This is a genomic window from Chryseobacterium sp. MFBS3-17, from assembly GCF_020687745.1.
GTDB lineage: Bacteria > Bacteroidota > Bacteroidia > Flavobacteriales > Weeksellaceae > Marnyiella.
Map to the genome: position 1 here is coordinate 55,237 of NZ_JAJEWK010000002.1, position 22,710 is coordinate 77,946.

General features: G+C 42.3%; 24 protein-coding genes. 2 read left to right on the forward strand and 22 right to left on the reverse strand.

What is annotated here, in order from left to right:
• Window positions 1-12: 12 nt before the first annotated feature.
• From LKO26_RS00375 to LKO26_RS00435, 13 genes are all read right to left on the reverse strand, one after another.
• Window positions 13-654: a carbonic anhydrase gene (locus LKO26_RS00375; protein ID WP_227585814.1), complete on the reverse strand. Its 642-nt coding sequence runs from the start codon at window positions 652-654 to the stop codon at window positions 13-15.
• Between the two features lie 73 nt (window positions 655-727).
• Window positions 728-2,335, reverse strand: a complete 1,608-nt coding sequence (locus LKO26_RS00380) for a SulP family inorganic anion transporter (protein WP_227585815.1) — start codon at window positions 2,333-2,335, stop codon at window positions 728-730.
• A gap of 124 nt (window positions 2,336-2,459) precedes the next feature.
• Window positions 2,460-2,735, reverse strand: coding sequence for a hypothetical protein (locus tag LKO26_RS00385; protein ID WP_227585816.1), 276 nt, complete (start codon window positions 2,733-2,735; stop codon window positions 2,460-2,462).
• A 126-nt stretch (window positions 2,736-2,861) separates the two neighbouring features.
• Window positions 2,862-3,542, reverse strand: coding sequence for a carbonic anhydrase (locus LKO26_RS00390; RefSeq protein ID WP_227585817.1), 681 nt, complete (start codon window positions 3,540-3,542; stop codon window positions 2,862-2,864).
• Between the two features lie 9 nt (window positions 3,543-3,551).
• Complete coding sequence (locus LKO26_RS00395; RefSeq protein WP_227585818.1) at window positions 3,552-4,106, reverse strand: serine acetyltransferase; 555 nt, start codon at window positions 4,104-4,106, stop codon at window positions 3,552-3,554.
• A gap of 53 nt (window positions 4,107-4,159) precedes the next feature.
• Window positions 4,160-5,314 carry a glycosyltransferase gene (locus LKO26_RS00400; RefSeq protein ID WP_227585819.1) on the reverse strand — a complete coding sequence of 385 codons (1,155 nt, stop codon included), beginning with the start codon at window positions 5,312-5,314 and terminating at the stop codon, window positions 4,160-4,162.
• Window positions 5,314-5,877 carry an acyltransferase gene (locus LKO26_RS00405; RefSeq protein ID WP_227585820.1) on the reverse strand — a complete coding sequence of 188 codons (564 nt, stop codon included), beginning with the start codon at window positions 5,875-5,877 and terminating at the stop codon, window positions 5,314-5,316. The genes LKO26_RS00400 and LKO26_RS00405 overlap by 1 nt, the downstream gene beginning before the upstream one ends.
• The gene (locus tag LKO26_RS00410; protein ID WP_227585821.1) at window positions 5,874-7,052 is read right to left on the reverse strand and encodes a glycosyltransferase; all 1,179 of its coding nucleotides are present in this window, start codon (window positions 7,050-7,052) and stop codon (window positions 5,874-5,876) included. The genes LKO26_RS00405 and LKO26_RS00410 overlap by 4 nt, the downstream gene beginning before the upstream one ends.
• Window positions 7,053-8,084 (reverse strand): glycosyltransferase family 2 protein, encoded by a 1,032-nt coding sequence (locus LKO26_RS00415; protein ID WP_227585822.1) that lies wholly within the window; start codon window positions 8,082-8,084, stop codon window positions 7,053-7,055.
• Window positions 8,081-8,890 carry a glycosyltransferase family 2 protein gene (locus LKO26_RS00420; protein WP_227585823.1) on the reverse strand — a complete coding sequence of 270 codons (810 nt, stop codon included), beginning with the start codon at window positions 8,888-8,890 and terminating at the stop codon, window positions 8,081-8,083. The genes LKO26_RS00415 and LKO26_RS00420 overlap by 4 nt, the downstream gene beginning before the upstream one ends.
• Window positions 8,890-9,780, reverse strand: coding sequence for a glycosyltransferase family A protein (locus tag LKO26_RS00425; protein WP_227585824.1), 891 nt, complete (start codon window positions 9,778-9,780; stop codon window positions 8,890-8,892). Before LKO26_RS00425 ends, LKO26_RS00420 begins: the two co-directional genes overlap by 1 nt.
• The gene (locus tag LKO26_RS00430) at window positions 9,767-10,966 is read right to left on the reverse strand and encodes a polysaccharide pyruvyl transferase family protein (protein ID WP_227585825.1); all 1,200 of its coding nucleotides are present in this window, start codon (window positions 10,964-10,966) and stop codon (window positions 9,767-9,769) included. The genes LKO26_RS00425 and LKO26_RS00430 overlap by 14 nt, the downstream gene beginning before the upstream one ends.
• A gap of 20 nt (window positions 10,967-10,986) precedes the next feature.
• Entirely contained in the window at window positions 10,987-11,553 is a 567-nt protein-coding gene (locus LKO26_RS00435; RefSeq protein ID WP_227585826.1) for an acyltransferase, read from the reverse strand.
• Window positions 11,554-11,616: 63 nt separating this feature from the next.
• Between LKO26_RS00435 and LKO26_RS00440 the strand changes: the two genes are divergently transcribed.
• Together LKO26_RS00440 and LKO26_RS00445 are read left to right on the forward strand one after the other, a co-directional pair.
• Window positions 11,617-12,390: an O-methyltransferase gene (locus LKO26_RS00440; protein ID WP_227585827.1), complete on the forward strand. Its 774-nt coding sequence runs from the start codon at window positions 11,617-11,619 to the stop codon at window positions 12,388-12,390.
• Window position 12,391: 1 nt separating this feature from the next.
• Window positions 12,392-13,393: a glycosyltransferase family 2 protein gene (locus tag LKO26_RS00445; RefSeq protein WP_227585828.1), complete on the forward strand. Its 1,002-nt coding sequence runs from the start codon at window positions 12,392-12,394 to the stop codon at window positions 13,391-13,393.
• On the opposite strand, the gene LKO26_RS00450 is transcribed toward LKO26_RS00445, so the two are convergent.
• Genes LKO26_RS00450 through LKO26_RS00490 form a run of 9 tightly spaced genes read right to left on the reverse strand, consistent with a single transcriptional unit; the run spans window position 13,390 to window position 22,541 of the window.
• Window positions 13,390-14,079, reverse strand: a complete 690-nt coding sequence (locus LKO26_RS00450) for an NAD-dependent epimerase/dehydratase family protein (RefSeq protein ID WP_227585829.1) — start codon at window positions 14,077-14,079, stop codon at window positions 13,390-13,392. The two genes, LKO26_RS00445 and LKO26_RS00450, sit on opposite strands and share 4 nt — an antisense overlap.
• A complete protein-coding gene (gene wecB / locus LKO26_RS00455; RefSeq protein WP_227585830.1) occupies window positions 14,076-15,128 on the reverse strand; it encodes a non-hydrolyzing UDP-N-acetylglucosamine 2-epimerase in 1,053 nt (350 codons plus the stop codon). Before wecB ends, LKO26_RS00450 begins: the two co-directional genes overlap by 4 nt.
• Window positions 15,125-15,916, reverse strand: coding sequence for a glycosyltransferase family 32 protein (locus LKO26_RS00460; RefSeq protein WP_227585831.1), 792 nt, complete (start codon window positions 15,914-15,916; stop codon window positions 15,125-15,127). Before LKO26_RS00460 ends, wecB begins: the two co-directional genes overlap by 4 nt.
• Complete coding sequence (locus tag LKO26_RS00465; protein WP_227585832.1) at window positions 15,913-16,806, reverse strand: polysaccharide pyruvyl transferase family protein; 894 nt, start codon at window positions 16,804-16,806, stop codon at window positions 15,913-15,915. Before LKO26_RS00465 ends, LKO26_RS00460 begins: the two co-directional genes overlap by 4 nt.
• A gap of 5 nt (window positions 16,807-16,811) precedes the next feature.
• Complete coding sequence (locus tag LKO26_RS00470; protein WP_227585833.1) at window positions 16,812-18,578, reverse strand: ABC transporter ATP-binding protein; 1,767 nt, start codon at window positions 18,576-18,578, stop codon at window positions 16,812-16,814.
• A 22-nt stretch (window positions 18,579-18,600) separates the two neighbouring features.
• Window positions 18,601-19,461 carry a glucose-1-phosphate thymidylyltransferase RfbA gene (gene rfbA, locus LKO26_RS00475; protein ID WP_227585834.1) on the reverse strand — a complete coding sequence of 287 codons (861 nt, stop codon included), beginning with the start codon at window positions 19,459-19,461 and terminating at the stop codon, window positions 18,601-18,603.
• Between the two features lie 12 nt (window positions 19,462-19,473).
• Window positions 19,474-20,565, reverse strand: coding sequence for a dTDP-glucose 4,6-dehydratase (gene rfbB, locus LKO26_RS00480; RefSeq protein ID WP_227585835.1), 1,092 nt, complete (start codon window positions 20,563-20,565; stop codon window positions 19,474-19,476).
• A gap of 56 nt (window positions 20,566-20,621) precedes the next feature.
• On the reverse strand, window positions 20,622-21,197 hold the full coding sequence (locus tag LKO26_RS00485) for a hypothetical protein (RefSeq protein ID WP_227585836.1): 576 nt from the start codon (window positions 21,195-21,197) through the stop codon (window positions 20,622-20,624).
• 30 nt (window positions 21,198-21,227) lie between these two features.
• Window positions 21,228-22,541: a UDP-glucose dehydrogenase family protein gene (locus LKO26_RS00490; RefSeq protein ID WP_227585837.1), complete on the reverse strand. Its 1,314-nt coding sequence runs from the start codon at window positions 22,539-22,541 to the stop codon at window positions 21,228-21,230.
• Between the last annotated feature and the right edge of the window lie 169 nt (window positions 22,542-22,710).

Genomic DNA, 22,710 nt, shown 5'->3' on the forward strand with positions numbered 1-22,710 from the left:
CGTATTTTCCCGTTAATCATTTATCCAGGTCACAACACCGGATTTTACACAGTAATTGGCACCGGCAATTTTTATTTTTCCATTCAGCTCCATGTCGCGAAGTGTGGCACTTCCGGTGCGGATATCCTCCATGGTTCTGTTGATGTTGCAGATATTCAGGCGCTCCAGTAGATCTTCATTTGCGGAACTGCGTTCTTCACCGTTATTGATGATTTTTTCTACACAACCATCAAACTGATGAATCAGGTGGTTAAGGTTTTGCATCCCCAGTTTCTGTACTTTGGCATAATCCAGACTTCCCTTCAGAGCGCCACATTTGGTATGGCCCATTACGACTATGAGTTTGGAACCTGCTATGTTACACGCAAACTCCATGGATCCCAGGATGTCCTGATTAACAAAGTTTCCGGCAATCCGTATGCTGAAGATATCTCCCAGCCCCTGATCAAAGATGAGCTCTGTAGAAGTTCGGGAGTCTATACAGCTGAGTATTACTGCAAACGGCCATTGGCCCTCCCGGGTGTCATTAACCTGTTCCAGCAGATTCCGGTTTACTTTCAGATTATTGACAAACCTTTGGTTGCCTTCCTTTAAGTATTGCAGTGCTTTTTCTGGTGTGATGGTGGATTGTGTTTCGTATGTGTGTGCTTTCATTATTCTTTTATTAATAGACAGGTGGCGGTAGCTCACCTGCCTGGTTCAGTAATTATATTTTTTGTTTTTATCGTTACATGGCTCTTCTGTGATGGATAGTAATATGCGAATGCTGATCGCGCGCATACTGGTCATAATTGGTCCGGAAACCAATAAGTTGCACCTGTATATCATCTTCACGTGCCCGGATATTGGCAAACTCCTGAATCATTTCAAGTACATCTGCCGTAATGTAAGAAGTAGATTTTGCATCAATCACCACTCTGGAGTTGGGGCGTATGTTTTTTAGGGTTTTTTTGATGGCCGCTTTGTTCAGAAAAGACACTTCTTCTGCCAGTTTCAGCGTGATTTCGTCTGCCTGGTCCAGTTCTTCTTTACTGAAGTAATAGGCCCGCTTCATATTTCCCTGTAAAATAAAGAGTATGGCGATTCCCATTCCGATTGCGACGCCGGTAAGCAGATCCGTAAAAACAACGGCAGTTATGGTGGCAATGAATGGCAGGTACTGAAATTTTCCCTTGGTAAGAAAGTGTTTGATTTTCTGGGGACTGGCCAGTTTGTAACCTACCAGAATCAGCACTGCCGCAAGGGTGGCGAGTGGTATCAGATTAAGTACAAACGGGATGCTTACCGCGCAGATGAGTAACAAAACACCGTGAATGATGGCCGACAATTTAGTGGTGGCCCCTGCCCCTGCATTAGCAGAACTTCGCACTACTACAGAAGTTATAGGCAGTCCGCCAATAAGCGAACTTAGCACATTTCCGATTCCCTGCGCGCGTAATTCCACATTGGTGTCTGTAATTCTCTTTTGGCGGTCCAGTCTGTCTGAAGCCTCAATGCAGAGCAGTGTTTCTATGGAAGCTACTACTGCAATAGTTATTGCCGAAATCCATACTGCGGGATTTGTGAAACCGGAAAAATCCGGGAAAGTAGCCAGGGAGGTGAGTGCCGAGAATGATTCCGGAACTGGCAGATTCACAAGATTTTGTGCAGTGACGGCCAGGGGGCTTCCGGTGATTTTGAATACTTCATTGATCAGCACTCCCACAAGAACGGCCACCAGGGCGCCCGGCAGCATTTTCAAACGCCTGAGAAGACTAACCTTGTCCCAGATCAGCAAAATGGTGATGGATATTGCCGTTATAATGATGGATCCCGGGTGTACAGACTGTATCACATTTTGCAGATATAGCGTGATATTGGTTAGGTTGATTCCGTTTTCAAAGAGTTTTTCACCGGCAAAGGAACTGCCGGTGTATCCTATGGCATATGGTATTTGTTTTAAAATGATGATAATTCCGATACCTGCCAGCATCCCTTCTATTACGCTGTTCGGGAAATAGTTGGAGATGCTTCCCGCCCGAAGAATGCCCATGAGTACCTGGATCAGTCCCGCAATTAAACCGGCGCACAGAAATAATTCAAAGGTGCCGAGTTCGGTAATGGCAGAAAATACGATGGCAGCCAGACCTGCAGCAGGGCCGGATACCGAAATATTAGAATTGGACAGGCTGCCGATAATGATACCGCCCACGATGCCGGCGATGATTCCGGAGAGCGGGGGTGCGCCGGATGCAAGGGCAATGCCAAGACAAAGAGGTAGTGCGACAAGAAATACCACAAGACCTGAGGGGAAATTCTGTTTAAATCCACCCAATAAACTTTTTACTTTTTCCATTGTTTTGAAAATAGTTTAATATACAGTCCCAAGAAAAGACTATATGGTTTAGAAATTTAATTTTTGAAATGTAAAAGGAGCGCATTCGAATTTCGGCAGCGCATCTTTGATGTCAGTCAAAAAATTAAGCTTCGGGTGGTGGCGATATAATCGCGAAATGAGGCGATTTTAAAGTTAAATCGTCCTGAGAATAAAATGCTTTGTTCCGGGAATCCGGTAAGAAAAATTTTAGAAAATCGTGGATGTTTATCGTATCGGGTAGCGTTTTCTCCGAAAATGTAATCCCGGAGTGATGGTTTTCTTCTTCAGAAAGGACGATATTGGTCTGTGGCAAATCCACATCAAATGCCAGCGCAATCGTAGGTGCAGCCAGAAAATTGACGAATATACTAAGAACCATTATGTTCCAAAAAACCTTCACAAATTTTGATTTTGAGATGCAAATATAATTACATCAGATAAATTTGACAAGTAGATTATAGATTTCGTCTAAACATTAACATTATTTAATATTCACAATCTATAATTATAGCAGATTCTTATTTTTCTTGCGGCTCATCACCCAGGAAGAGTTGGTCAGGTCATACAGCTTTTGAATATCTGAAAGTGTTTCTTCAAAATCAATATCCAGATCTTTAAGACCACCGGTCTTCATATCAAATACCCAGCCGTGCACGATGGGGTAGTCATCTACAATATAGCGTTCCTGTACACAGGCCATTTTGATGATGTTAATGCATTGTTCCTGTACATTCAGTTCCACCAGGCGGTTATACCGTGCTTGCTCGTCTTCTATGGCGTCCAGCTCTTTCTGATGAATGCGGTACACATCACGGATCAGCCTGAGCCACGGATTCAGTAATCCCAGATCTTCAGGAGTCATCGCCGCCTTTACACCGCCACAACCGTAGTGGCCGCAAACAATGATGTGTTTCACTTTCAGATGCTCTACGGCATACTGAATTACTGCGGTAGAGTTCATATCCAGCGTGTTCACCATATTGGCAATGTTTCTGTGCACAAAGAGTTCTCCGGGTTTCAGACCCAGGAGTTCTTCTGCAGTAACCCGACTGTCTGAGCATCCGATATACAAAAATTCCGGATGCTGGCCTGCCGCAAGTTTATTAAAAAATTCCTTGTCCTGTGCCAGTTTTTCCTGAATCCACTTTTTATTGTTTTCAAAAATTGTTTCGTAGGATTTGCTCATATAGCGAAGTTAAACTTTATTATTGATGTAGCCTTCGGTAGCGTTTTCGTAAGGCGTTATTTTTGCCGGATTGCCTATGACCAGTGAGTTGGGTGGCACGTCGAAATTCACATAGGCATTGGGCGCAATCAGGACATTATCGCCAATGGTAATGTTACCCACTACCACAGCATTGGGGCCAATCCATACCTCATCTCCTATACGCGGAACGCCTTCTTTTTTGCCACGGTTGGCCTGGGCTATGGTCACGCCCTGCGCAATATTGCAGTTTTTCCCGATGACCGCTTTCGGATTGATGACCAGGGTTCCCCAGTGTCCCAGGTAGAGTCCCGGACCGATTTGTGTTTCCGGGTAAATCTGAAATCCATATTTAATCTGATGGTGCCGCAAGACCCAGCGCCAGAACACGCCCCGCACGGATTTTTTGGGGAATTGCTGTGCTTTGCGCAGAATATAAATGAAATGCAGGTTCGGATTCACACATTTAGCCCAGATTTCCTGCACAGAAAGCCATTTTCCGCTTTCTCTGTAAAAATCTTTCTGGATGATTGTTTTCCCGGACATACAGCAAAGATAAGTTACAAAGCCAGAAAACAAAATAATTGCAGTAAGAACTTTTACAATTTGTCAATAATTTCTGAAATGCCCGCAACAGAATTTTCAAGGTTAAACGGCATCTGGTAGGTGCTGAGCGCATGCAGATACAGCTCAAAATCTTCGGGTGCAGTCAGTGCTTTTTTCATTCCGCGGTATATTCCGGGATCAGAATTTTCTGTGATCAGTCCCAGTGCCCCGTCCTGAAGCATCTCGCGCACGCCCGATACATCGGTTGCAATGATTTTTTTATGTAAAGTGAGTGCCTCAAATAAAACAGTGGGAAATCCTTCATATCGGGAACTCAGCACGAAGTAATCTGCGGCTTTCAGATACGGGTACGGATTTTCTGTATAACCGGTCATCGTGGCTGTTTCTTCTACTCCCAGATCAGAGATGAGGTTTTGGATGGTTTTGAAGTCGTAGCCGTCCCCTACAATCAGCAGGCGGTGTTTGTGCCCCTCATGCAGGAGTCTTTGGTGCGCCTTCAGCAGACGGTCATAGCCTTTCTGCGGGAAAACAGTTCCTATCGCCACAAACAACGGGACGTCTTTTTCTAGCGGTGCAGGTAAGGGAAGTTCAGACTTTTGTAGAATTTCGGCGGTGTCTATAGGGTTATAAATCCGGACGATTTTGCTACCCTCGTCGGTATTTCGGGCCAGGTTCTCAAAATCCTGCTGAATATGGTCAGAGATGACCATAATCTTATCAAAACCGAAAAATTTCCGTATTTCTTCATCAGTGTAATGGTGAAAATGGGTTTTTCTGAGGTCGTTATGAATCCAGACCAGCTTCCTGGAGGATCGCAGGGGCGAATTCAGTATTTCATCCCGCATGCCATGAATAGCCGCTATTTCCACATCGTATTTTTTACCTTTCAGAATCCCCGAATACAGCAGTTCCGGAAATACGCGCAGCAATTTCTGATAGAGGACACGGAAGGCTTTGCGGGGCAAATCCTGCAGCCTGTTGGTGGTAATCATCTCACCTTTATGAAGATAGATGACACGAATCCATTCCGGAACTTCGGAGAGGTATTTCCCGGAGTACAAATTTAGCAGAAGATCTACTTCATACCGGTCCGCAGGCAGATTTTTGAGGAAAGTAATCAGTACTTTTTCAGCACCGCCATGACGCAGTGAACCGATTCTGATCAGTATTTTTTTCTTTCCGGCCATTATTTTTTTACAGGTTTATAGATGTGCGGCAGATTTTTGCTGATGTACGCATCCAGCAGAGTGCGGTCTTTTTCCAGCTCACGGGGGTACAGCACATTGTTTTGAAGGGCTTTGTCCCCATATTCCTCTATGGTGCAAATGAATTTGGCTGGAATTCCGGCATAGACGGTATTGTCCGGCATGGTAGTCGTCAGTACGGAGCCGGTGCCCAGAATACAGTTATTGCCCATTTGTGAGCCGGGCAAAAAGGTGCAGTTGTTTCCCACAAAGCAGTTGCTGCCCAGTTTAATGCGCCCGAAGTTGCGAGCATCAGCATATTTCTCCATGTTACGTATGGTGTACATGGCTCCGTCATGGGTAATGAATGTGCATCCGGCAGTGATTTTAGTGCGGTCACCAATTTCAATAAGGTATGGCTCGGAGCCGAACGCAGGCGCTTCTATAAAGACGACATCTTTGCCCACCTTCATGCCTCTGTGTCTGCATACTTCAATATAGGCTTTGTCATAGCAGGTTTTCCACAGGGTCTGTAGTTTTACGATAATCCGGTACAGCAATATCATTTTGTTTTTTGTGCTAAGTTAATGATGATATTTTCAATGGTATCAAAAATAATCTGATTGTCAAACTGTTTTTCAGAGTCCAATAATTCATGACGGAGATCGGCGATGAGTGCCTTATTCACCAGGAATTCTTTCATTGCGTCGTAGATGGCCTCTGTTTCAAAAGGGATGAGCCAGCCATTCTTTTTGTGGGTAATCAACTCCGGAATGCCGCCCACTTCGGTGGCAATCATCGGCACCTGAAGAATCAGGGCTTCTGCTACAATGAGCGGCCAGCCTTCAGATTCAGACGGTAGTATGAAAAAGTCTGCATTTTTCACGTAAGGGTATGGATTATTCATAGAACCTGCCAAAATGAAACTGCTCTGCACTCCAAGATTCCGGGTCTGATTTTCCAGATTTTGTTTTTCCTCGCCGTCACCGATGACGTATACGGTATGCGGATATCCGTCTTTCAGCAGGCGTGCATGAGCTTCCATCAGCAGATGATGTCCTTTGCGGGTGTGCAGGCGGCCTACAGTGACAAAAACGGGCCTTTTGCCGTTGAAATCAGGAATGAATTCCTGCGATTTTTGTCTGAGTTCATCAACCGGTATCGCATTTCTGATGACTTTGTTGGGAGGTAACTGAACATCCGGATAGGTTTGTACAAAAATATCCCGGGCCTGCTGCGAGCCCCACAGAAAGTAATCAAACTGAACAATCTGCTTCAGTAAAAGCGGAACTGCTGGTTGCAGTTTAGGATAGGTGATGTCCGAGTGAAACCAGCCTATTTTTGCTGATTTCTTGTTGGCCGAGTTCAGTACATCGCCGAAAGCAGAGTAGGTGCACGCAATTTCCACATCCGCATCATTATGAATCACAAAACGATCTGCCAGAACAGGAAACATGCGAAACAGTTTGAGTCTGACGGCTCTTGCGGCCAACTGTATTGTGCGGATGACCGTGTTTTCCGAGAAATCTTCTTTTCCTTTGGCTAAAACATGCAGCGGTATGTGTGCCGGAATCTCATGTCGCAGTTCTCCCTGAAACAGATTCAGCGCCACGCGGAGGTCAAACTTATTGCGGTTCAGGTGGTTCAGCATACTCAGCATCACCTTTTCCACTCCGCCCATTTCCATGGAGCGATGCCGGAACAGTACTTGTATTTTTCTGTGGGTATTTTTCATCATCATTTAATCTGTCTTTGCACCGATATTTCTGTATTGTTCTCTGAATTTTCCGGCCCACTTTTTCCATTCACCGGCCTGTGCATCGGGATGTCCGGTCTCATCCAGAAAAGATTGAATATAGCTTTCGGAGAAATCCTGCGGATAATTTTCCATAGCAGCCAGTTTGTCTTGCAGCCAGGCTTCATTCAGAATGAAGTTCATCCGGTTCACATCCAGCCGGTTGCCGTATTCGTGGTAGGAGCCCGTGGCAGAAGACTGAAAAGTGGTTTTCATGGCTTCGGTGGAAAGCCGGGTAGCAAAATTCGGATTTTGGCGGTGATTCCGGTAATACACCGCAGCGTTTATGAGCTGTTTCTTTTCATCCACCTGCCCGTTCATATCGTTCCAGATGCTCAGCCAGTAATCTTTGCGGTACATACCCATCAGAATGGAGTTGAGAGCCCAGTATTTCCGGCGGCTCTCATGATCTGCCAGTCCCAGTTTATACAGAATGCTGAACAATTTGAACCGGTTATGAAAATAGGCGTTCATCAGAAAGGGCGGCGCCAGAAAAATTTGCCTTGGCCGGGCAGCGTTAATCCGGGGATTGATGCTGGTGATTTCTAAGTGTTTGTCATCTTTTTCATTGCCCAGCCAGCCCAGTTTCAGCAGGGCGATCTGGTGGGTTTTACAGTCTTCAAGCAATTCATCCAGCATCAGAGGGCGGGTAAACCATACGTCGTCTTCGGTCATGATGAAATACTCTGAGGCGTTTCTGGCCGCTTCAATCCACAGATTTGTGGGGATGCTGTACCCGTTAATCTGTGTTCCAGACCGAAGGTTTTCGGTAATAGCAACCTGCTTGTTCGTATGGTGTGCCGACTTCAGAATGGTGATGTTCGGGTGTTTTTTACTGATTTTATCCAGATAGTGCTGCGGAGTACCATCGTCCAGAACTGTGATGCGGTAATTACCGGAGATGTTCCGGGAGATGCTCTGTAGGCATCTGTCCAGGTAATAGGGACGGTTAAAGGATTTAATCAGGATATCAGTCATGACAGTTTTCGGAGGATTTTACTGAAAAATGTATTTTGTTTCTGGATGATGTAATGCTGAAGACTGGATATCTCCGCAATTTTCTTTCCATAAATGGTGTCTAAATTTCTGCGTAGCAGGGTGTCCCGAAGTACACGATCCCAGTTCTGATTCAACTTTTCTTTTTTATTACTTTGTTGTGAGACTCCTTTTTCGTGAAGGCGATACAGGTAGAGCGGTTGCTCTATGAACAGAAAATTTCCGGTTTCGTACATTTTCAGGTATAAATCCTGATCCACGGCAGAGCTGAGTTCCGGATTGATGCCTTCAGTGCGTTTATAGTCTTTGATGCGAAAAACGAATAAATGCGCCACTTCAAAATTAAGGTTGAAAAACAAGGGTTTGCCATTCTTAATTCTGCGGGTTTTGTCAAAAACCTTTCCGGGTTGTAGTTTTTCACGGCAAAGGTATAGTTGGCTGTACGCTGCCACTGCATTTTTGTCAGCATTTAGTGCATTCACCATTGTTTGTACAGCGTCTGGCGTCAGTGCATCATCGGGATCTACAAAAGCGGCCATCTCCCCCTGGGCCGCGGCGGCACATCGATGTTTGGTATAGCCTACTCCTTTGTTTTCCTCATTGTAAAACAGTCTGATTCTGGAATCCTGATCTGCCAGTGCCTGCAGTTTTTCCTGCGAACCATCGGTAGAACAGTCGTCTACCAGCACGATTTCTATGTGTGCATAGGTCTGTTCCCGGATGCTTTTGTAGCATTCCAGGAAGTAATCAAAATTGTTATAATGAGCGATGAGAATGGAGAACAGCATTATTTTAATTTTTTGAGCAGGTATTTAATTGTTTCGTAGAATCCTCCATACTTAAAATAAAGTAATATCACAGAATTTTTCAGTTCATTCTTTTTTAACGAGTAAAACGAGTAAACCTTCAAGAACTTGAGATTTTGGCTGCTGGAGAAGATGTTGCTGTATTCATTAAGAATATCCCGGTAACATAATTCCATAGCCATTCTTTTGAAGATGTTTACATCTGGCCGCCATGAAAGTTGACTGTCATTTCGCCGGATCGCAACAAATGCTGAATTAATGCCCATGACCGAACCTGCATCTGTAAAATCCAGGTACATCATGAATGGCACACGCCAAGCCAGAGGATAAGGTCTGAATCCCTTTCTCTCGTATACTTCTCGAGTAAAAACATTTTCTGAAATCGATAAAAAACGTTTGTGAATCTCATCTTCCCAAACGTAATCTTTTCCGAGGTAGAGATTTGGTTGTTCCAGTTCTGTTAATGTTTTACCATCTTCAGAAACACGTCTCATTTTGAATCGTAGTAAACTAATATTATTGTTTTCTGCGATTTCCATATTTTTATAGAACTCCTCCACAAAATTGTTACTCAAGTAGTCGTCATCTGCCAGTATCATGAGCCATTTCTCATTTTCAGAAAGTTCTATGCAGCGGTTCCACTGTTCTACCAGTTTCCCTTTTCCGCCCAGATTTTCCGGAAATTTTTTATAAACCAAATTTTTATTTTGGTTGTAATTTTTTATAAGTTCCTCGGGATTTGCCTCACTTCCGTCATTTCCGATATAGACTTTAAAATTCTGATTCGTCTGAACGGACAAACTCCTGAGGGTATCTTCAAAAAATTCGCTTTTGAAAAATGGAATGATGATGGCAAGTTTATCCTCTTTCATTTTTTAGGATGGTATTAGATATTCGCTGGAGAGATTGATAGTACAAATCCTTCTGGACTTCTGTCTTTTGACGAATCTTGTTTCCCAAAAAAGAATTTGATAAGTGAGCCTCTGCCTGATTTTTAAAATCATCTACATCCTGAATTTCCATTAATTCCGGAGGAGCCCAGCATTCCAGGTAATATTTCAGTTTTATTTGTTTTTTGTTTAATGCTATATAGGGCAGTCCGTAACTCATTGCAGTAATTACCCCATGTAGACTGTTCCCGATATAGAGTTGCGCATAAGCAATCAAAGCCATTATGCTTTCAAGGGAAATGTGATCAATAAAAATGGCATATTCCTTTATTTTTTGATAAATCATTTTTAGCGGAATATGGTCTTCGTGACCTTTTGCAGTGCCTATCGGACATAAAATTACTTTCATTCCGGTAGTTTCAGCAATGTTTTTAAGTTGAAGTGCTATTTCGTCAAGTTTATTGTCACTTTTATATTTGGATATTTGGAAAAATATATATTTTGTCTGTAAAATATTTCTAATTGTTACCGGAATTTTGGATGATGTCAGAAAATCATCCTTTGGGTAGATGTCTTCCATAATGATTGCGGAATCTGGAACCAGGAACACCTCGTGATTCTGCAGTTTTTCTGATGTAAACTGAGCCGATGCCTTCTCTCTGAAAGAAATGTAATCTGCTTTTTTGAGTCGGTTTAATTTTTCTGAAGGCAAATTATATCCACCGCCCACCAAATTATAAATAACTTGAAAATCGTTTTGAAAATCAGATTTATTAATGAGAAAAGGATTATCTGAAACGCCACCAAGAAATGATCTCACCCATAGACTTTTCTTGAAGAAAAACGGGATTCTGGGGTGGCGGAATAGTTTAAAATAAAGCGGATTGATAAATGAATAAAGGCCATTCCAGTCTGCGCGGAGACATTCGCCGCCTGCAACAATTATTGCATCTGTTTTTCCCTGGTTCAAATCTTTTTTTAGTCTTTTGTAAGAAAAAACATTAAAACCGCCTTCATCAGAAAAATCAGCCTTAACCAATCCGTATTTTTGGAAACGGAAAGTGCCCGGTGATGTTTTATTCAGGCCGTATTCAAGCATGATTGCAAAGAGCAAATCACCATAATTGAAGCGGTCCTGGGGAGCAAATATAGCTATACTTTTGTGCATAATTTACATCTATAATATTACTAGATATTGAAGATTTTCTGTTGCTGATCATTTAAAACAATAGAATTGGCCGGTACGTCTTTATGAATCACACAGCCGGCACCCAAAATGACATTATCGCCGATGGTGACGCCTTTCAGGATGATACAGTTGGCACCGGTCCATACATTATTGCCTAGTTTCACAGGTGAAGTATTGAATGCGGTTTTGGAAACCGAAAATGGTTCTTTGGTGTACTGATGATTATGGTCAAAAATTTTCAGTCCCTCTCCCAGAATACAGTTTTCGCCAATTTCCACTTTTTCCAGACAGGCGATGGTGGCTCTGGTGATGTACGTGTCATTACCAATCACCAGCCGGCCCGATTTTTTGACCGCAATATTATTAGATTCATTGATGGTGACTCCTTCTGCAATATGAATTTCGGCTTCTGAGGAAATATCCAGAAAGTTATTATTGCCTAGTTTAAAACTCGGGTGCACGTTGCTGGCAGGGTTGCTGCGGAACAACTGTAAATTCCGGTTCCGCAAATATCTGTTTTGCAGTGCTTGCAGGTGGATGAAGAATGCGGTCAATAAAGAATTCATCAAATGGTAGTTTTAGCAAAAGTATTAAAATTTTCTTTATTTTTGCCCTTAAAACGAGCACGAATGAGCGAATTATCCTCCATTGCGAGAACCTTTGCGGCCTACCTTATCCGCCCGCATCTGTACCCTGAACTGGGCAGAAAAATTTACAAGAATATATTTGACCGGAAGTCGGCCTTTAAAGGTAAAGAGGATGCCGAAGGTTGGTGCAGAAATCTGGCAGTTTCACAGCAGGATGCCGTGAAATCACTGGGCTTTGAAAATTTCGCACCGCTCACGTCCCTTTATCCGGAAGCCTTTGCTTTTGCCAATGAGGCAGAACAGAATTGTCCGGTAAAAATGGGTGGAGCAGGTGCTCTGGATCTGATTTATTACCTGGCAGAATTTACCCGCGCGCAAAATGTTCTGGAAACTGGAGTGGCCTACGGGTGGAGTTCGCTGGCAGCATTGCTCTCACTGAAGAACCGTGGCGGCACCCTGTACAGCAGTGATATGCCTTACCTGGGCAAGGATAATGACCGCTATGTGGGTTGCGTAGTGCCACAGGAGCTGAAACCATACTGGAAATTATACCATTATGCGGACCGTGAATCTTTACCGAAGATTTTCGGTGAGTGTGACTCCTTTGATTTTATTCATTATGACAGTGACAAGTCTTACAAAGGGAGAATGTGGGCATACCCCGTTTTGTGGGAACGGTTGCGCAAAGGCGGCGTGCTGATGAGTGATGATGTAGGAGATAATGCCGCATTCATGGACTATTGTGTACAGCAAGGTCATCAACCGGTCATTGTTGAGTTCGATGGTAAATATGCAGGTTATATCATAAAGCAGTAAAATGGACAATCCTCTGGTCAGCATCAATATTCCCGTTTACAAATGTGAAAACTACATCATCCGGTGTCTGGAATCGGTGAAAGCGCAGACCTATCCCCACCTTGAAACCATTCTGGTGAATGATGCCACGCCGGATGACAGCGTAGCATTAATAGAGCGCTTTATGGAAGAAAATCCGCAGCTGAACATGCGTATCTTTCATCTGGATAAAAACAGGGGTTTGTCTGTAGTGCGCAACCGCGGAATAGAGGAGTCCGACGGCAAATACATCTATATGCTGGACAGCGATGACTACATTACCCCCGACTGTATTGAAAAACTTGTGGCCAATTCTGAGCTGCACCAATGTGAAATTTCGGTGGCAGAAACCATTTGCGAACAGTCTGAAACCGGCGAGCGAATGTTTTTGTTTAAAGTTAAATCTGCCGAAAAAGTGTTGAAAGGCAATGCCCTGATTTTTGAACGGTTTGTAAAAGGCGACTGGCCGGTGATTGGTCCCAATAAACTCTACCTCCGGGAGTTCATTAACCGCAACAAACTGCGTTTTGTTCCGGGGTTGTATTCACAGGACGAACTGTGGGCTTTTCATTGTGCCGAAAAACTCAGTTCCATCAGTTTTATTGATAATGTCTCCTACATTTATTATCTGCACGGGAAATCTACCATTTTCAATAAAAAGAAGATCAATTTCGAGAATCACCAGACCATTGTGGAGTGGTTTAGCCGGTCCTTCCATACCGCGACAGACCCGGAGCGCAGAAAGTGGATCCGCAAAAAAATTGTGAATTTCAAAGATCTTACGCTCACCATGCAGTGGCGCAGCATGCGGGAAGATGGGGCGTACTGGAAACAAAATTACCGGCGGCTGAAAAAAGCACCCTCGCTCATCCTGGCAGATTATCTTTCTTCAGATTTCAGTGCCAGAGAAAAGAAGGCCAATATTTACTATAATTTACCTGTGGAATTAGGCTATCGCCTGTTTAAAAAGCGGTATGACGGTTAGCCGTTTTCCTTTACCAGATAATACTTTGCAATCAGCATAGACAGGTATTCCATTTTTTCGGTTTCTTTGAAATAAGATTCAATTCCGCGGATGTCTATGGAATAGGATTCCCCTTCGCTCACATAATTTTTTTGTGCCGGCATGCCGAAATGCCGTTCCAGCACCGTCACGATTTCGTGAATGCCAAAATTGGTCTTGTAGGCAAGATTATAAATTTTATTCAGCTCACTTTGATTTTCAAGCAGATTCATGGTCAGCGTGCTCACGTCTTCCACATCTATAAGATTGCGGGATGCTTTCTGATGAATGGTCAGCGGCAGATTATTGCGGATGGCCGAGGCCAGATAATTCATCAGCAGATTGGGGTTTCCGCCAAAACCAACGGCATTGCTTACCCGTACAATCAGAAATTTACGGGCGGTCTGGCGGATGATTTCCTCCATGTGGAGCTTGTGCAACACATAAGGGCTGTCATGCTTGGAAGAATCATAAATACTGCAAGTGCTGAAATATACAAAAGTTTTACCCGGATGTGCATGCAGGGTATGCTGCACCAGATTTTTCTCGCGGAGAAACTGTGCCGGATCGGTTTCCGAAGAGTTGGATACTCCCGAAGCAAAAAATATGACCTCTGCAAGGTCTTTCTCTGCAAAAGCAGATGCGATGAGTCCGTTCCCAACAATCATAATCTTTCCAGTATTTTTTTCGCCGCCATGCCGTCGCCGAATGGGTTAATGAATGAATGAGTGCCGGTGTGCAGTTCCTTATAGAATTCCGTCTTTATTTTTTCTTTGTCTGCACCTGCCAGCACACCGCAGCCACAGTCCAGCACTTCCGGTCTTTCGGTTTCGCTGCGCAGAATAATTACTCTTTTCTGCAGCGTAGGCGCTTCTTCCTGTATGCCGCCGGAATCCGAGATGATGACCAGCGAGCGGGCCATCAGTTTCACCGCTTCTATATAATTGAGCGGTTCAATGAAGTGAATGTTTGCCGGAATGTCTTCGCGGAATGTTTTAAAGATAAATTCCCGGGTTTGTGGATTCGGGTGGAGACTCCAGTGGAAGGTGATGTCGGGATTTTCTGCAGCCAGTTCGCGAATGGCCTCACAGATGGCGGTCATGTTTTCATTGAGGTTTTCCCGGCGGTGGGCCGTAATGAATACCTCGGAACCTTTTTCCGGCTGAATTTTTTCTTTTTCCAGGACGTATTTCAGAAGGTCAATGATGGTATTGCCCGTAACCGGAATGAGTTCTTCGGAAACGCCTTCTTTCAGCAGGTTTTCTTTTGCCAAAAGGGTAGGTGCGAAGTTCAGATTTGCAGTGAGTGAAACCACGCGGCGGTTGTATTCCTCCGGAAAGGGAAAGCGGATATCGTCTGTACGCAAGCCGGCCTCTATGTGGTAAAACTTTCTTTTTTCCAGAAACGCCACCATGGCAGAAGCCATCACGGTGAACGTATCTCCCTGTGCAATTATTTTTTCAATTTTTTCTGCTTTTACCACCTCTGCTACGGCATCAATCAATCTGGCGAGCAGGTTGGCGTTCGAGTATTGCGGCGACTGGCATTTCAGTTTGTAATCCGGGGAAAAGCCGAATAACGCTTCCATTTCCGTCAGCATACCGGTATGCTGACCGGTATTGATGGTAATGAAGGGACGGTTTCTTTTTTTGGCTTCCAGAATTACAGGATAAACCTTCAGAAACTCCGGACGCGTTCCGTAAATTATGGCAATCATTGTGTTTTTTTAAATATTTTTTTCCATACATATTGCAAAATCATTCTGAGCGGAATTTGCTTCAGAATGGCCTCTGCTTCTATCATTTTCATGTTTTGAATGACGTTGTGAACCTCTGTTTTTCCGTTTTGTATTTCAGCAAACTCTTTCATTTTATAGTAGGCATGTACATAATCCTTGAAGGGATTCGGAGTGTTCCTTTCGTGCCAGGTTCCTACAAAATGGTGGGTGGCGTAATTTTTTGGTAAATCTAAACAAAAATAGGTAGACGGGTAAATGACGATGCCGTCTTTTCCTTCCTGATATTCATCGCGCTGCGGATTGATGCCATATTCTGAAACCAGTAAGTCTGAGACAAAAACGGTATTGGTAGTTAAATCAAAACTCTGTTTTTCGTTATAAAATTCCAGTACCCGTTTTGGCCATGGATGTCCTTTTTCTGTGGCCCATAGGGCGGTGAAGGGCGAGCCTTTGATTTCAAATCCTGAGAAGGCACGGTGCTGCAAAAATTCGTCCAGTGGAAATTTCACTTCCACGTCTATGTCCATATAAATCCCACCCTGTTCAAATAGCGCAAGGGCGCGGGCATAATCAGAAACGAAAGCCCATTTTTTCTTTTCGGCAGCTAATTTTACGTAGGTACAGCAATTGATATCAAAATTAGATTCATTCCATTCGATAATCTCATAGTCCGGGAGGTTTTTCTTCCAGCTGTCCAGGCAAATATAAAATGACTCGGGCTTGGCATTGCCTCCAAACCAGCAGTAATGTATTTTTTTTGGGATCATGGTTGTTTAGCTTCAGTAAAAGGACAGACACTTAATAATTTATCCAAATCGATTTTGGGTGATTTCCATGTTGTTTTTAACTCTTCTGCTTTTTCAAGCAATTCTAAATCGGTGAATGAATAAGGTTCGATTATTTCTTTTCCTACAGATAAATAATAATCATGAAAAGTAAATCTCTTTAAATCTTTACGATCAAATTCAACCCAAGAGTTTGGAATTCCATAGGCATCAGATATAATTATTCCATGTAAGGAACTAGAAAAGATAAATTCACATGAATTGATACTATCAATAAAATAATTCCAGGTTTTAAAATTTTGAATATCAATAATCAAAATATCATCCCTTTTTTCTAAATCTTTTAGAATAGCACTCGATTTGTCTTTAAAATGAGGAATTATTCCAATTTTATATTTTTTCTCAATCTGAGGTTTGTAATATCTTGGAAACAGCAAAGCAGGATCACCATAAATTTCAGGACAATCAATATTTCTATCCAAAAAATATTGCCTTGTTAAAGGACCTCTTACCGCATGAATTTTCCTAGGAAGGATTATTTCACCATTATAAAGTATTTCATCTTCTGGCCGTTGAACTCCAGCTCCCCAAATAATTGAATCAGGTTTTGTGAGCCATGTAATTATACTTCCAACACATAAATAATTGGGTCTTTTGAATATATTAAACGTATAATTTTCTTGAAGAAATTTAGCTTTAGGATTGATTAACTCCGCAATTACAATGCTTGCATCATCTCCCCAATTATGAAATACAGGCGATACAGATGATGATAATATTTTCACATTTGAACTGAAAATTTCCTTTGGTAGATTTTTAAGTTTTTTAATCAAAATCCTTCCATTGATTTTTTTTTGTACATTTTTGTCCATGAAAATCATAGTTCTTGCAGTTCAACCATCTTCTTAAATTTTAAAGAATTTTGACATAATTCTTCATAACTTCCAGAATCTTCAATTTCACCTTCATTTAAAAGATAAATTTTATCTACATTTTTTATCGTTGAAATACGATGTGCAATGATAAGTATAGTGAATTTACCTTGAAGAATATCAATACTATCTTTAATGTTCTTCTCTGTTTCAGAATCCAAAGCAGATGTAGCTTCATCCATAATCAGAAGTTGACATTCTTTATACAATTCTCTTGCAATAGAAACGCGTTGCTTTTGACCACCAGAAATCAAAACTCCATTATTACCCAATTGCGTATCTTCTCCAAATTCTAAAATTTGATAAAATTTCATCAAATCTACTTGCTTCATTGCTTTTTTAAATTTCTCCAGGTTTTCTGGTGTTTTCTGGTCCCATAAAGTAATATTGTTGAATAATGTATCATCAAAAATTACGGGCTCTTGGGTGATGTAACCCACATTTTTACGATAAGAATTAAGATTGGAATGGTAAACAGATGTATTTTCATTAATTAAATTTCCAGAATGAGGAATTTGTAAACCACAAATAACATTGGCCAAAGTAGTCTTACCTGCTCCACTTTGACCTACAAATGCAATAGAAATTTTTTCAGGTATTGTGAGATTGATATTTTTTAAAATAGGTCGATTCCCAAATGTAATACAAAGATTTTCTACTTTTAAATTCCCAATTTTTTCATGAAAAATATCCGATTTATTTTCTCGATTTGCTCTAAATTCAATCAATAAACTTTCAATAGACTCAATTCCTGCAGAAGATTTTAAAAACGAATTCCATGTGGCTTGTAGTGTGATTAAAAACCCCAATGATTTATAAAATAATAATAAACTCACTAAAATAGATCCAAAATCACTTTTAACAAATTCCAGCTGGATATATAAAACTAAGGCAATAATACCTATTACTAAAGGCTCACGTAAACTTTCACCAATGGAACTAATCCTTGTAATTCGATAGTTCATCTTTTCAGATGTTAGAATATCGCTCTTAAGTTTTTCTTTAAAAATTTCTAATTTATTCGTCGCTTTTAAATACTTGAAATTGGCAACAGTTTGGATTATTTTCCCATTATAATCATGTCCGATATTGGATATATTACGTGCAATTTCTTTCGTCTTTTTATTGATGAATTTATATAAAAAATTGGTTAACAATGCACCAATTGCCACCATGATAGAAAACTTCCAATTGGAAATGGTTGCCATTATCAAATAGGTAAGCAACATTACCGTATTTTGGATTGATGTAAAATACGAATTCATGGCACCCATGAATTTTCCAGTCTCAGCAACTAAATTATTTTGAGTTTTACCCGCATTCATTTTAGTAAAACCTTCATACGAAATTTCAGATAACCCATTCACCAATTGATACCTGATTTTAGTTTGAGCAATCAGCAATGTTTCATTTAAATAATTTGCTTTGATATAATAGAATAATGCTTTTACGCAAAACAAACCAATCATGAAAAATAAAACAACTTTTAAATTTAACTCCCATCCCATATCTGAAATAGAGTCCACTAAAAATTGTAGTTTTCCCATCGATTCGTTTTCTATTGGTGAATCTACTACCAATGCAATCAATGGAATAAACATGGCCAAACCAAGGCTATCAAATAAACCAACTAAGAAATTAAGAAATATGTACACATAACTTCTATATCCAGTAAATGATTGAAAGTATTTGAAATACCCTATAATTGACATATTTTGATAATTGAATTTCATTTTATTCAATCAATCTTTTCAAATACTCCCCATAGCCACTCTTGCCGTATTTCCGGGCAGACTCCAGCAGTTGTTCTTTGTTGATGAATCCCTTTTTGTAAGCAATTTCCTCAATGCAGGAAATTTTGAAACCCTGTCTTTTTTCCAGGACCTTCACAAATTCTGAGGCTTCATGCAGGGAGTCGAAAGTTCCGGTATCCAGCCAGGCCGTTCCGCGGGACATCACGCCTACTTCCAGCGCTCCTTTTTCCAGATAAATCTTATTGATGTCGGTAATTTCCAGTTCACCGCGTGGCGAAGGTTTCAGGTTTTTGGCATATTCCACTACAGAATTGTCATAGAAATATAAACCCGGTACTGCAAAGTTGGATTTCGGGTTTTCAGGTTTTTCCTCAATGGAGATTGCTTTAAGGTGGTCATCAAATTCCACTACGCCGTAGCGCTCCGGATCGGAAACCTGATAGGCAAATACGCAGCCGCCCTTTACATTGGTTTTGCTTTCCAGTAACCCCGGGAGGCCTGCACCATAGAAAATGTTATCGCCCAATACCAAAGCCACGGAATCATCTCCAATGAATTCTTCGCCCAGAATAAAGGCCTGTGCCAGTCCGTCCGGGCTGGGCTGTATCTTGTACTGAATGTGGCAGCCAATGGACGAGCCGTCGCCCAGAAGTTTAATGAATCCTTCCTGATCGTGCGGCGTGGTGATAATCAGAATATCTTTAATCCCTGCCAGCAGCAAAGTAGAAAGCGGATAGTAAATCATGGGTTTGTCATACACGGGCATCAGTTGCTTGCTTACAGCAATGGTGAGCGGGTAAAGTCTGGTGCCGGAGCCCCCGGCGAGGATAATTCCTTTCATTGGTCTTCAGATTTAATTCGGGTCATTTTTGTATTGTGAAGCGTAATACTCCTGGTAGCTGCCGCTGGTTACATGTTCCAGCCATTCCTGGTTGTTCAGGAACCAGTCTATGGTTTCAGACAAGCCTTCTTCGAAGGTTACGCTTGGTTTCCATCCCAGATCATCCGCCAGTTTGGTGGCGTCTATAGCGTAGCGCTTGTCGTGTCCGGGGCGGTCTTTTACAAAGGTGATGAGTTTTTCTGAATGGCCTGCGGGCTTGCCGGTTTTCTCATCTACCTGCCGAATGAGTTCCTTAACCAGGTTGATGTTCTGCCATTCGTTCCAGCCACCGATGTTGTAGGTTTCACCGGTACGGGCCTGGTGGAAAATCTGGTAAATAGCTTTCGCATGATCTATCACGTACAGCCAGTCCCGGGTATATTTTCCGTCGCCATAAATGGGCAGTGGCTTTTCATTCAGAATATTGTGGATGCATAGCGGAATCAATTTTTCCGGGAAGTGGTTAGGACCGTAATTATTAGAGCAATTAGAGATAATAAAAGGCATGCCATATGTATTTCCGTAGGCTCTTACCAGATGGTCTGATGCCGCTTTACTTGCAGAATACGGTGATTTGGGGTCATATGGCGTTTCTTCTGTGAAAAATCCGGTTTCTCCCAGCGCTCCGTAAACTTCATCCGTAGACACATGATAGAACAAGTTTGTACGCTTTCCATCCGGAAAATTACCGTGCGTGTGTTCCGTATTCAGAGTCCAGAAATCCCTACAAAGGTTCAAAAGATTGGCCGTTCCGTTTACATTCGTGTTGATGAAAGCGTTCGGGTCTGTAATGCTGCGGTCCACATGGCTTTCTGCAGCCAGGTGAATCACCGCATCGGGATGATACTTCTCAAAAACCGCCTTCAGTTCTTCGGGTTTTGTGATGTCGGCCTTCTCGAAGATATAATTGGGTTCCTGCTCTATGTCTTTCAGGTTTTCCAGATTTCCGGCGTAGGTGAGGGCATCCAGATTGATGATATGGGTATCCGGCATGTTTTTCACAAATTCCCGCACCACGTGCGATCCTATGAAACCGGCGCCTCCTGTAATGATGATGTTTTTCATTTTGCTATTTTATTTTTGCGAGCATTAATTTTTGTATTGCTCAAGTTTTGGTGTTTTTATGGTTTCAGATGTAAGACGATGGATTGTGCCAGGGACAGCGGAATTGCTTCTGCACCTCCTTCATGAACAAGGAAAACGACATCTTTGGTTTTGCCTTTCATCTTGCCTGTTTTCTTTTCATCGCCTGCAAACTCTACCGTCACATTCTCGTTAATCAAAATATCCTGCTTCGTAAGCTCACCATATTTCTTGGCTGCCATAAAGAGGTAGAGCAGAAACAAAATTGCCAGGGATATGTTGCGCAGCGGCTGGTACCATTTCTGAGAACCGAGTCCGAAGTTCATTTTGTTGTAAGACTTCGGGAAATAGCGCTGGTAGGCACGGTCTGATTTGAATATAATATAGGTAAGAAGCAGTGAAATCAGTGTGAAAAGCAGAATTTTGTAATCGGCGAAAGGTGCAATCAGAAAATCAAAAACATCAGCATAATCAAAAATGTTGATGCCGAAAACATCATATTTCCGATAGGTGAAAAGCATGCCTATGCCAATGGCAGCAACGTATGAAAGTGCCAGAATCGTTTGTGATTCCTGCAGGAGTTTGATGTAGGGAGACTTTGCTTTGTTTTCCATTTCTGAACTAATGTTGCTTCTCTTGCGCCTCTATCGGGCCAGTACGGTACGTCTGCCGATGGACTTATAATGAAATCCGTGTTGTTCGGCTCTTTCCAGCGGGAACATATTCCGTCCGTCAAAAATTACTTTATGTTTCAATTTTTCTGCCATAAGGCTGAAGTTGGGGTTTTTAAACTCCGGCCACTCGGTGGCAATCAGCAGGCAGTCCGCATCCTCCAGTGCCGTGTACATATCCGGCGCATAGCTGATCTGATCTCCCAGCACTTTACGAACGTTTTCTTCGGCTATGCTGTCGTAGGCGGTAATTTCAGCACCTTTTTCCAGCAGTATTTTAATGTTGTCCAGGGATGATGCTTCGCGTATATCGTCTGTGTTGGCTTTGAAGGCAAGGCCCCAGAGCGCAATTTTTCTTCCCTGTAAAGAGCCAAAGTGCTTTTCTATATCATGGGTCAGAATGACTTTTTGTTCAGTATTTACATGCTCGGTAGCCTGCAGAATCCGGAAATCAAAATCTTCCTGTTTGCCACTGTTAATTAGTGCTTTTACATCCTTGGGAAAGCAGCTGCCTCCATAACCAATGCCCGGGAAGAGAAAGCGGTGTCCTATGCGGTCATCACTGCCCATGCCCAGGCGTACCATATCTACATCTGCGCCCACTTTTTCACAATAGTTGGCAATTTCATTCATGAAGGTAATCTTTACCGCCAGAAATGAGTTTGCTGCATATTTGGTGAGTTCAGAAGATTTTTCGTCCATGAAAATAATCGGTACGCCGGTATTGGTAAACGGCTGGTAGATTTTAGCCATAATTGTTCTGGCTTTTTCAGAATTGGTGCCCACCACCACACGCGCCGGATTCATAGAGTCTTCCACCGCAAAACCTTCGCGCAGAAACTCGGGGTTGGAAACCACGTCAAAAGGGATGTCTGTTTTAGCAGAAATTACTTCCCGCACGCGGTCTGCTGTCCCTACCGGTACTGTAGATTTATTGACAATGACTTTATAGTGGGTGAGTAATGAACCTATTTCGTTGGCCACGCCCAGTACATAGGACAGATCTGCGCTGCCGTCTTCACCCGGTGGCGTAGGCAGGGCCAGATAGATCACATCACTTTTGCTCAGCGCTTCTTCCAGGCTGGTGGTGAAGAAAAGTCTGCCGGCCTGTATATTCCGCAGGAACATTTCTTCCAGTCCGGGTTCATAAATGGGAACAATTCCGTTTTTCATTCCCTCTACTTTGTTTTCGTCAATGTCTACACAATATACAGAATTGCCCAGTTCTGCCAGCGTGGTGCCGGTAACCAGTCCTACATATCCGGTTCCTACAATTGTTATATTCAAAATTCGCGTTTTAAAAATTACCGCACAAAAATAATCAAATTTAAGTGAAGTCATCAGGTATTTGATATGAAACACGGTCTTTTAAGATTTTATAATAGTGATGTAGTGCTGGTAAGAATGTGCAGAAGAAGCATTTCGTTTGAAAATGAACTACGGTAACAGAATGAAG

Coding starts and splice junctions, on each gene's coding strand:
- LKO26_RS00470 (WP_227585833.1), bottom strand. CDS start 18,578: ATGTCAATTATAGGGTATTTCAAATACTTTCAATCATTTACTGGATAT.
- LKO26_RS00435 (WP_227585826.1), bottom strand. CDS start 11,553: ATGAATTCTTTATTGACCGCATTCTTCATCCACCTGCAAGCACTGCAA.
- LKO26_RS00450 (WP_227585829.1), bottom strand. CDS start 14,079: ATGATTGTTGGGAACGGACTCATCGCATCTGCTTTTGCAGAGAAAGAC.
- LKO26_RS00385 (WP_227585816.1), bottom strand. CDS start 2,735: ATGGTTCTTAGTATATTCGTCAATTTTCTGGCTGCACCTACGATTGCG.
- LKO26_RS00390 (WP_227585817.1), bottom strand. CDS start 3,542: ATGAGCAAATCCTACGAAACAATTTTTGAAAACAATAAAAAGTGGATT.
- LKO26_RS00465 (WP_227585832.1), bottom strand. CDS start 16,806: ATGGACAAAAATGTACAAAAAAAAATCAATGGAAGGATTTTGATTAAA.
- LKO26_RS00420 (WP_227585823.1), bottom strand. CDS start 8,890: ATGCTGTTCTCCATTCTCATCGCTCATTATAACAATTTTGATTACTTC.
- LKO26_RS00380 (WP_227585815.1), bottom strand. CDS start 2,335: ATGGAAAAAGTAAAAAGTTTATTGGGTGGATTTAAACAGAATTTCCCC.
- LKO26_RS00375 (WP_227585814.1), bottom strand. CDS start 654: ATGAAAGCACACACATACGAAACACAATCCACCATCACACCAGAAAAA.
- wecB (WP_227585830.1), bottom strand. CDS start 15,128: ATGATTGCCATAATTTACGGAACGCGTCCGGAGTTTCTGAAGGTTTAT.
- LKO26_RS00430 (WP_227585825.1), bottom strand. CDS start 10,966: ATGCACAAAAGTATAGCTATATTTGCTCCCCAGGACCGCTTCAATTAT.
- rfbA (WP_227585834.1), bottom strand. CDS start 19,461: ATGAAAGGAATTATCCTCGCCGGGGGCTCCGGCACCAGACTTTACCCG.
- LKO26_RS00415 (WP_227585822.1), bottom strand. CDS start 8,084: ATGACTGATATCCTGATTAAATCCTTTAACCGTCCCTATTACCTGGAC.
- LKO26_RS00410 (WP_227585821.1), bottom strand. CDS start 7,052: ATGATGATGAAAAATACCCACAGAAAAATACAAGTACTGTTCCGGCAT.
- rfbB (WP_227585835.1), bottom strand. CDS start 20,565: ATGAAAAACATCATCATTACAGGAGGCGCCGGTTTCATAGGATCGCAC.
- LKO26_RS00400 (WP_227585819.1), bottom strand. CDS start 5,314: ATGGCCGGAAAGAAAAAAATACTGATCAGAATCGGTTCACTGCGTCAT.
- LKO26_RS00485 (WP_227585836.1), bottom strand. CDS start 21,197: ATGGAAAACAAAGCAAAGTCTCCCTACATCAAACTCCTGCAGGAATCA.
- LKO26_RS00440 (WP_227585827.1), top strand. CDS start 11,617: ATGAGCGAATTATCCTCCATTGCGAGAACCTTTGCGGCCTACCTTATC.
- LKO26_RS00445 (WP_227585828.1), top strand. CDS start 12,392: ATGGACAATCCTCTGGTCAGCATCAATATTCCCGTTTACAAATGTGAA.
- LKO26_RS00460 (WP_227585831.1), bottom strand. CDS start 15,916: ATGATCCCAAAAAAAATACATTACTGCTGGTTTGGAGGCAATGCCAAG.
- LKO26_RS00425 (WP_227585824.1), bottom strand. CDS start 9,780: ATGAAAGAGGATAAACTTGCCATCATCATTCCATTTTTCAAAAGCGAA.
- LKO26_RS00395 (WP_227585818.1), bottom strand. CDS start 4,106: ATGTCCGGGAAAACAATCATCCAGAAAGATTTTTACAGAGAAAGCGGA.
- LKO26_RS00405 (WP_227585820.1), bottom strand. CDS start 5,877: ATGATATTGCTGTACCGGATTATCGTAAAACTACAGACCCTGTGGAAA.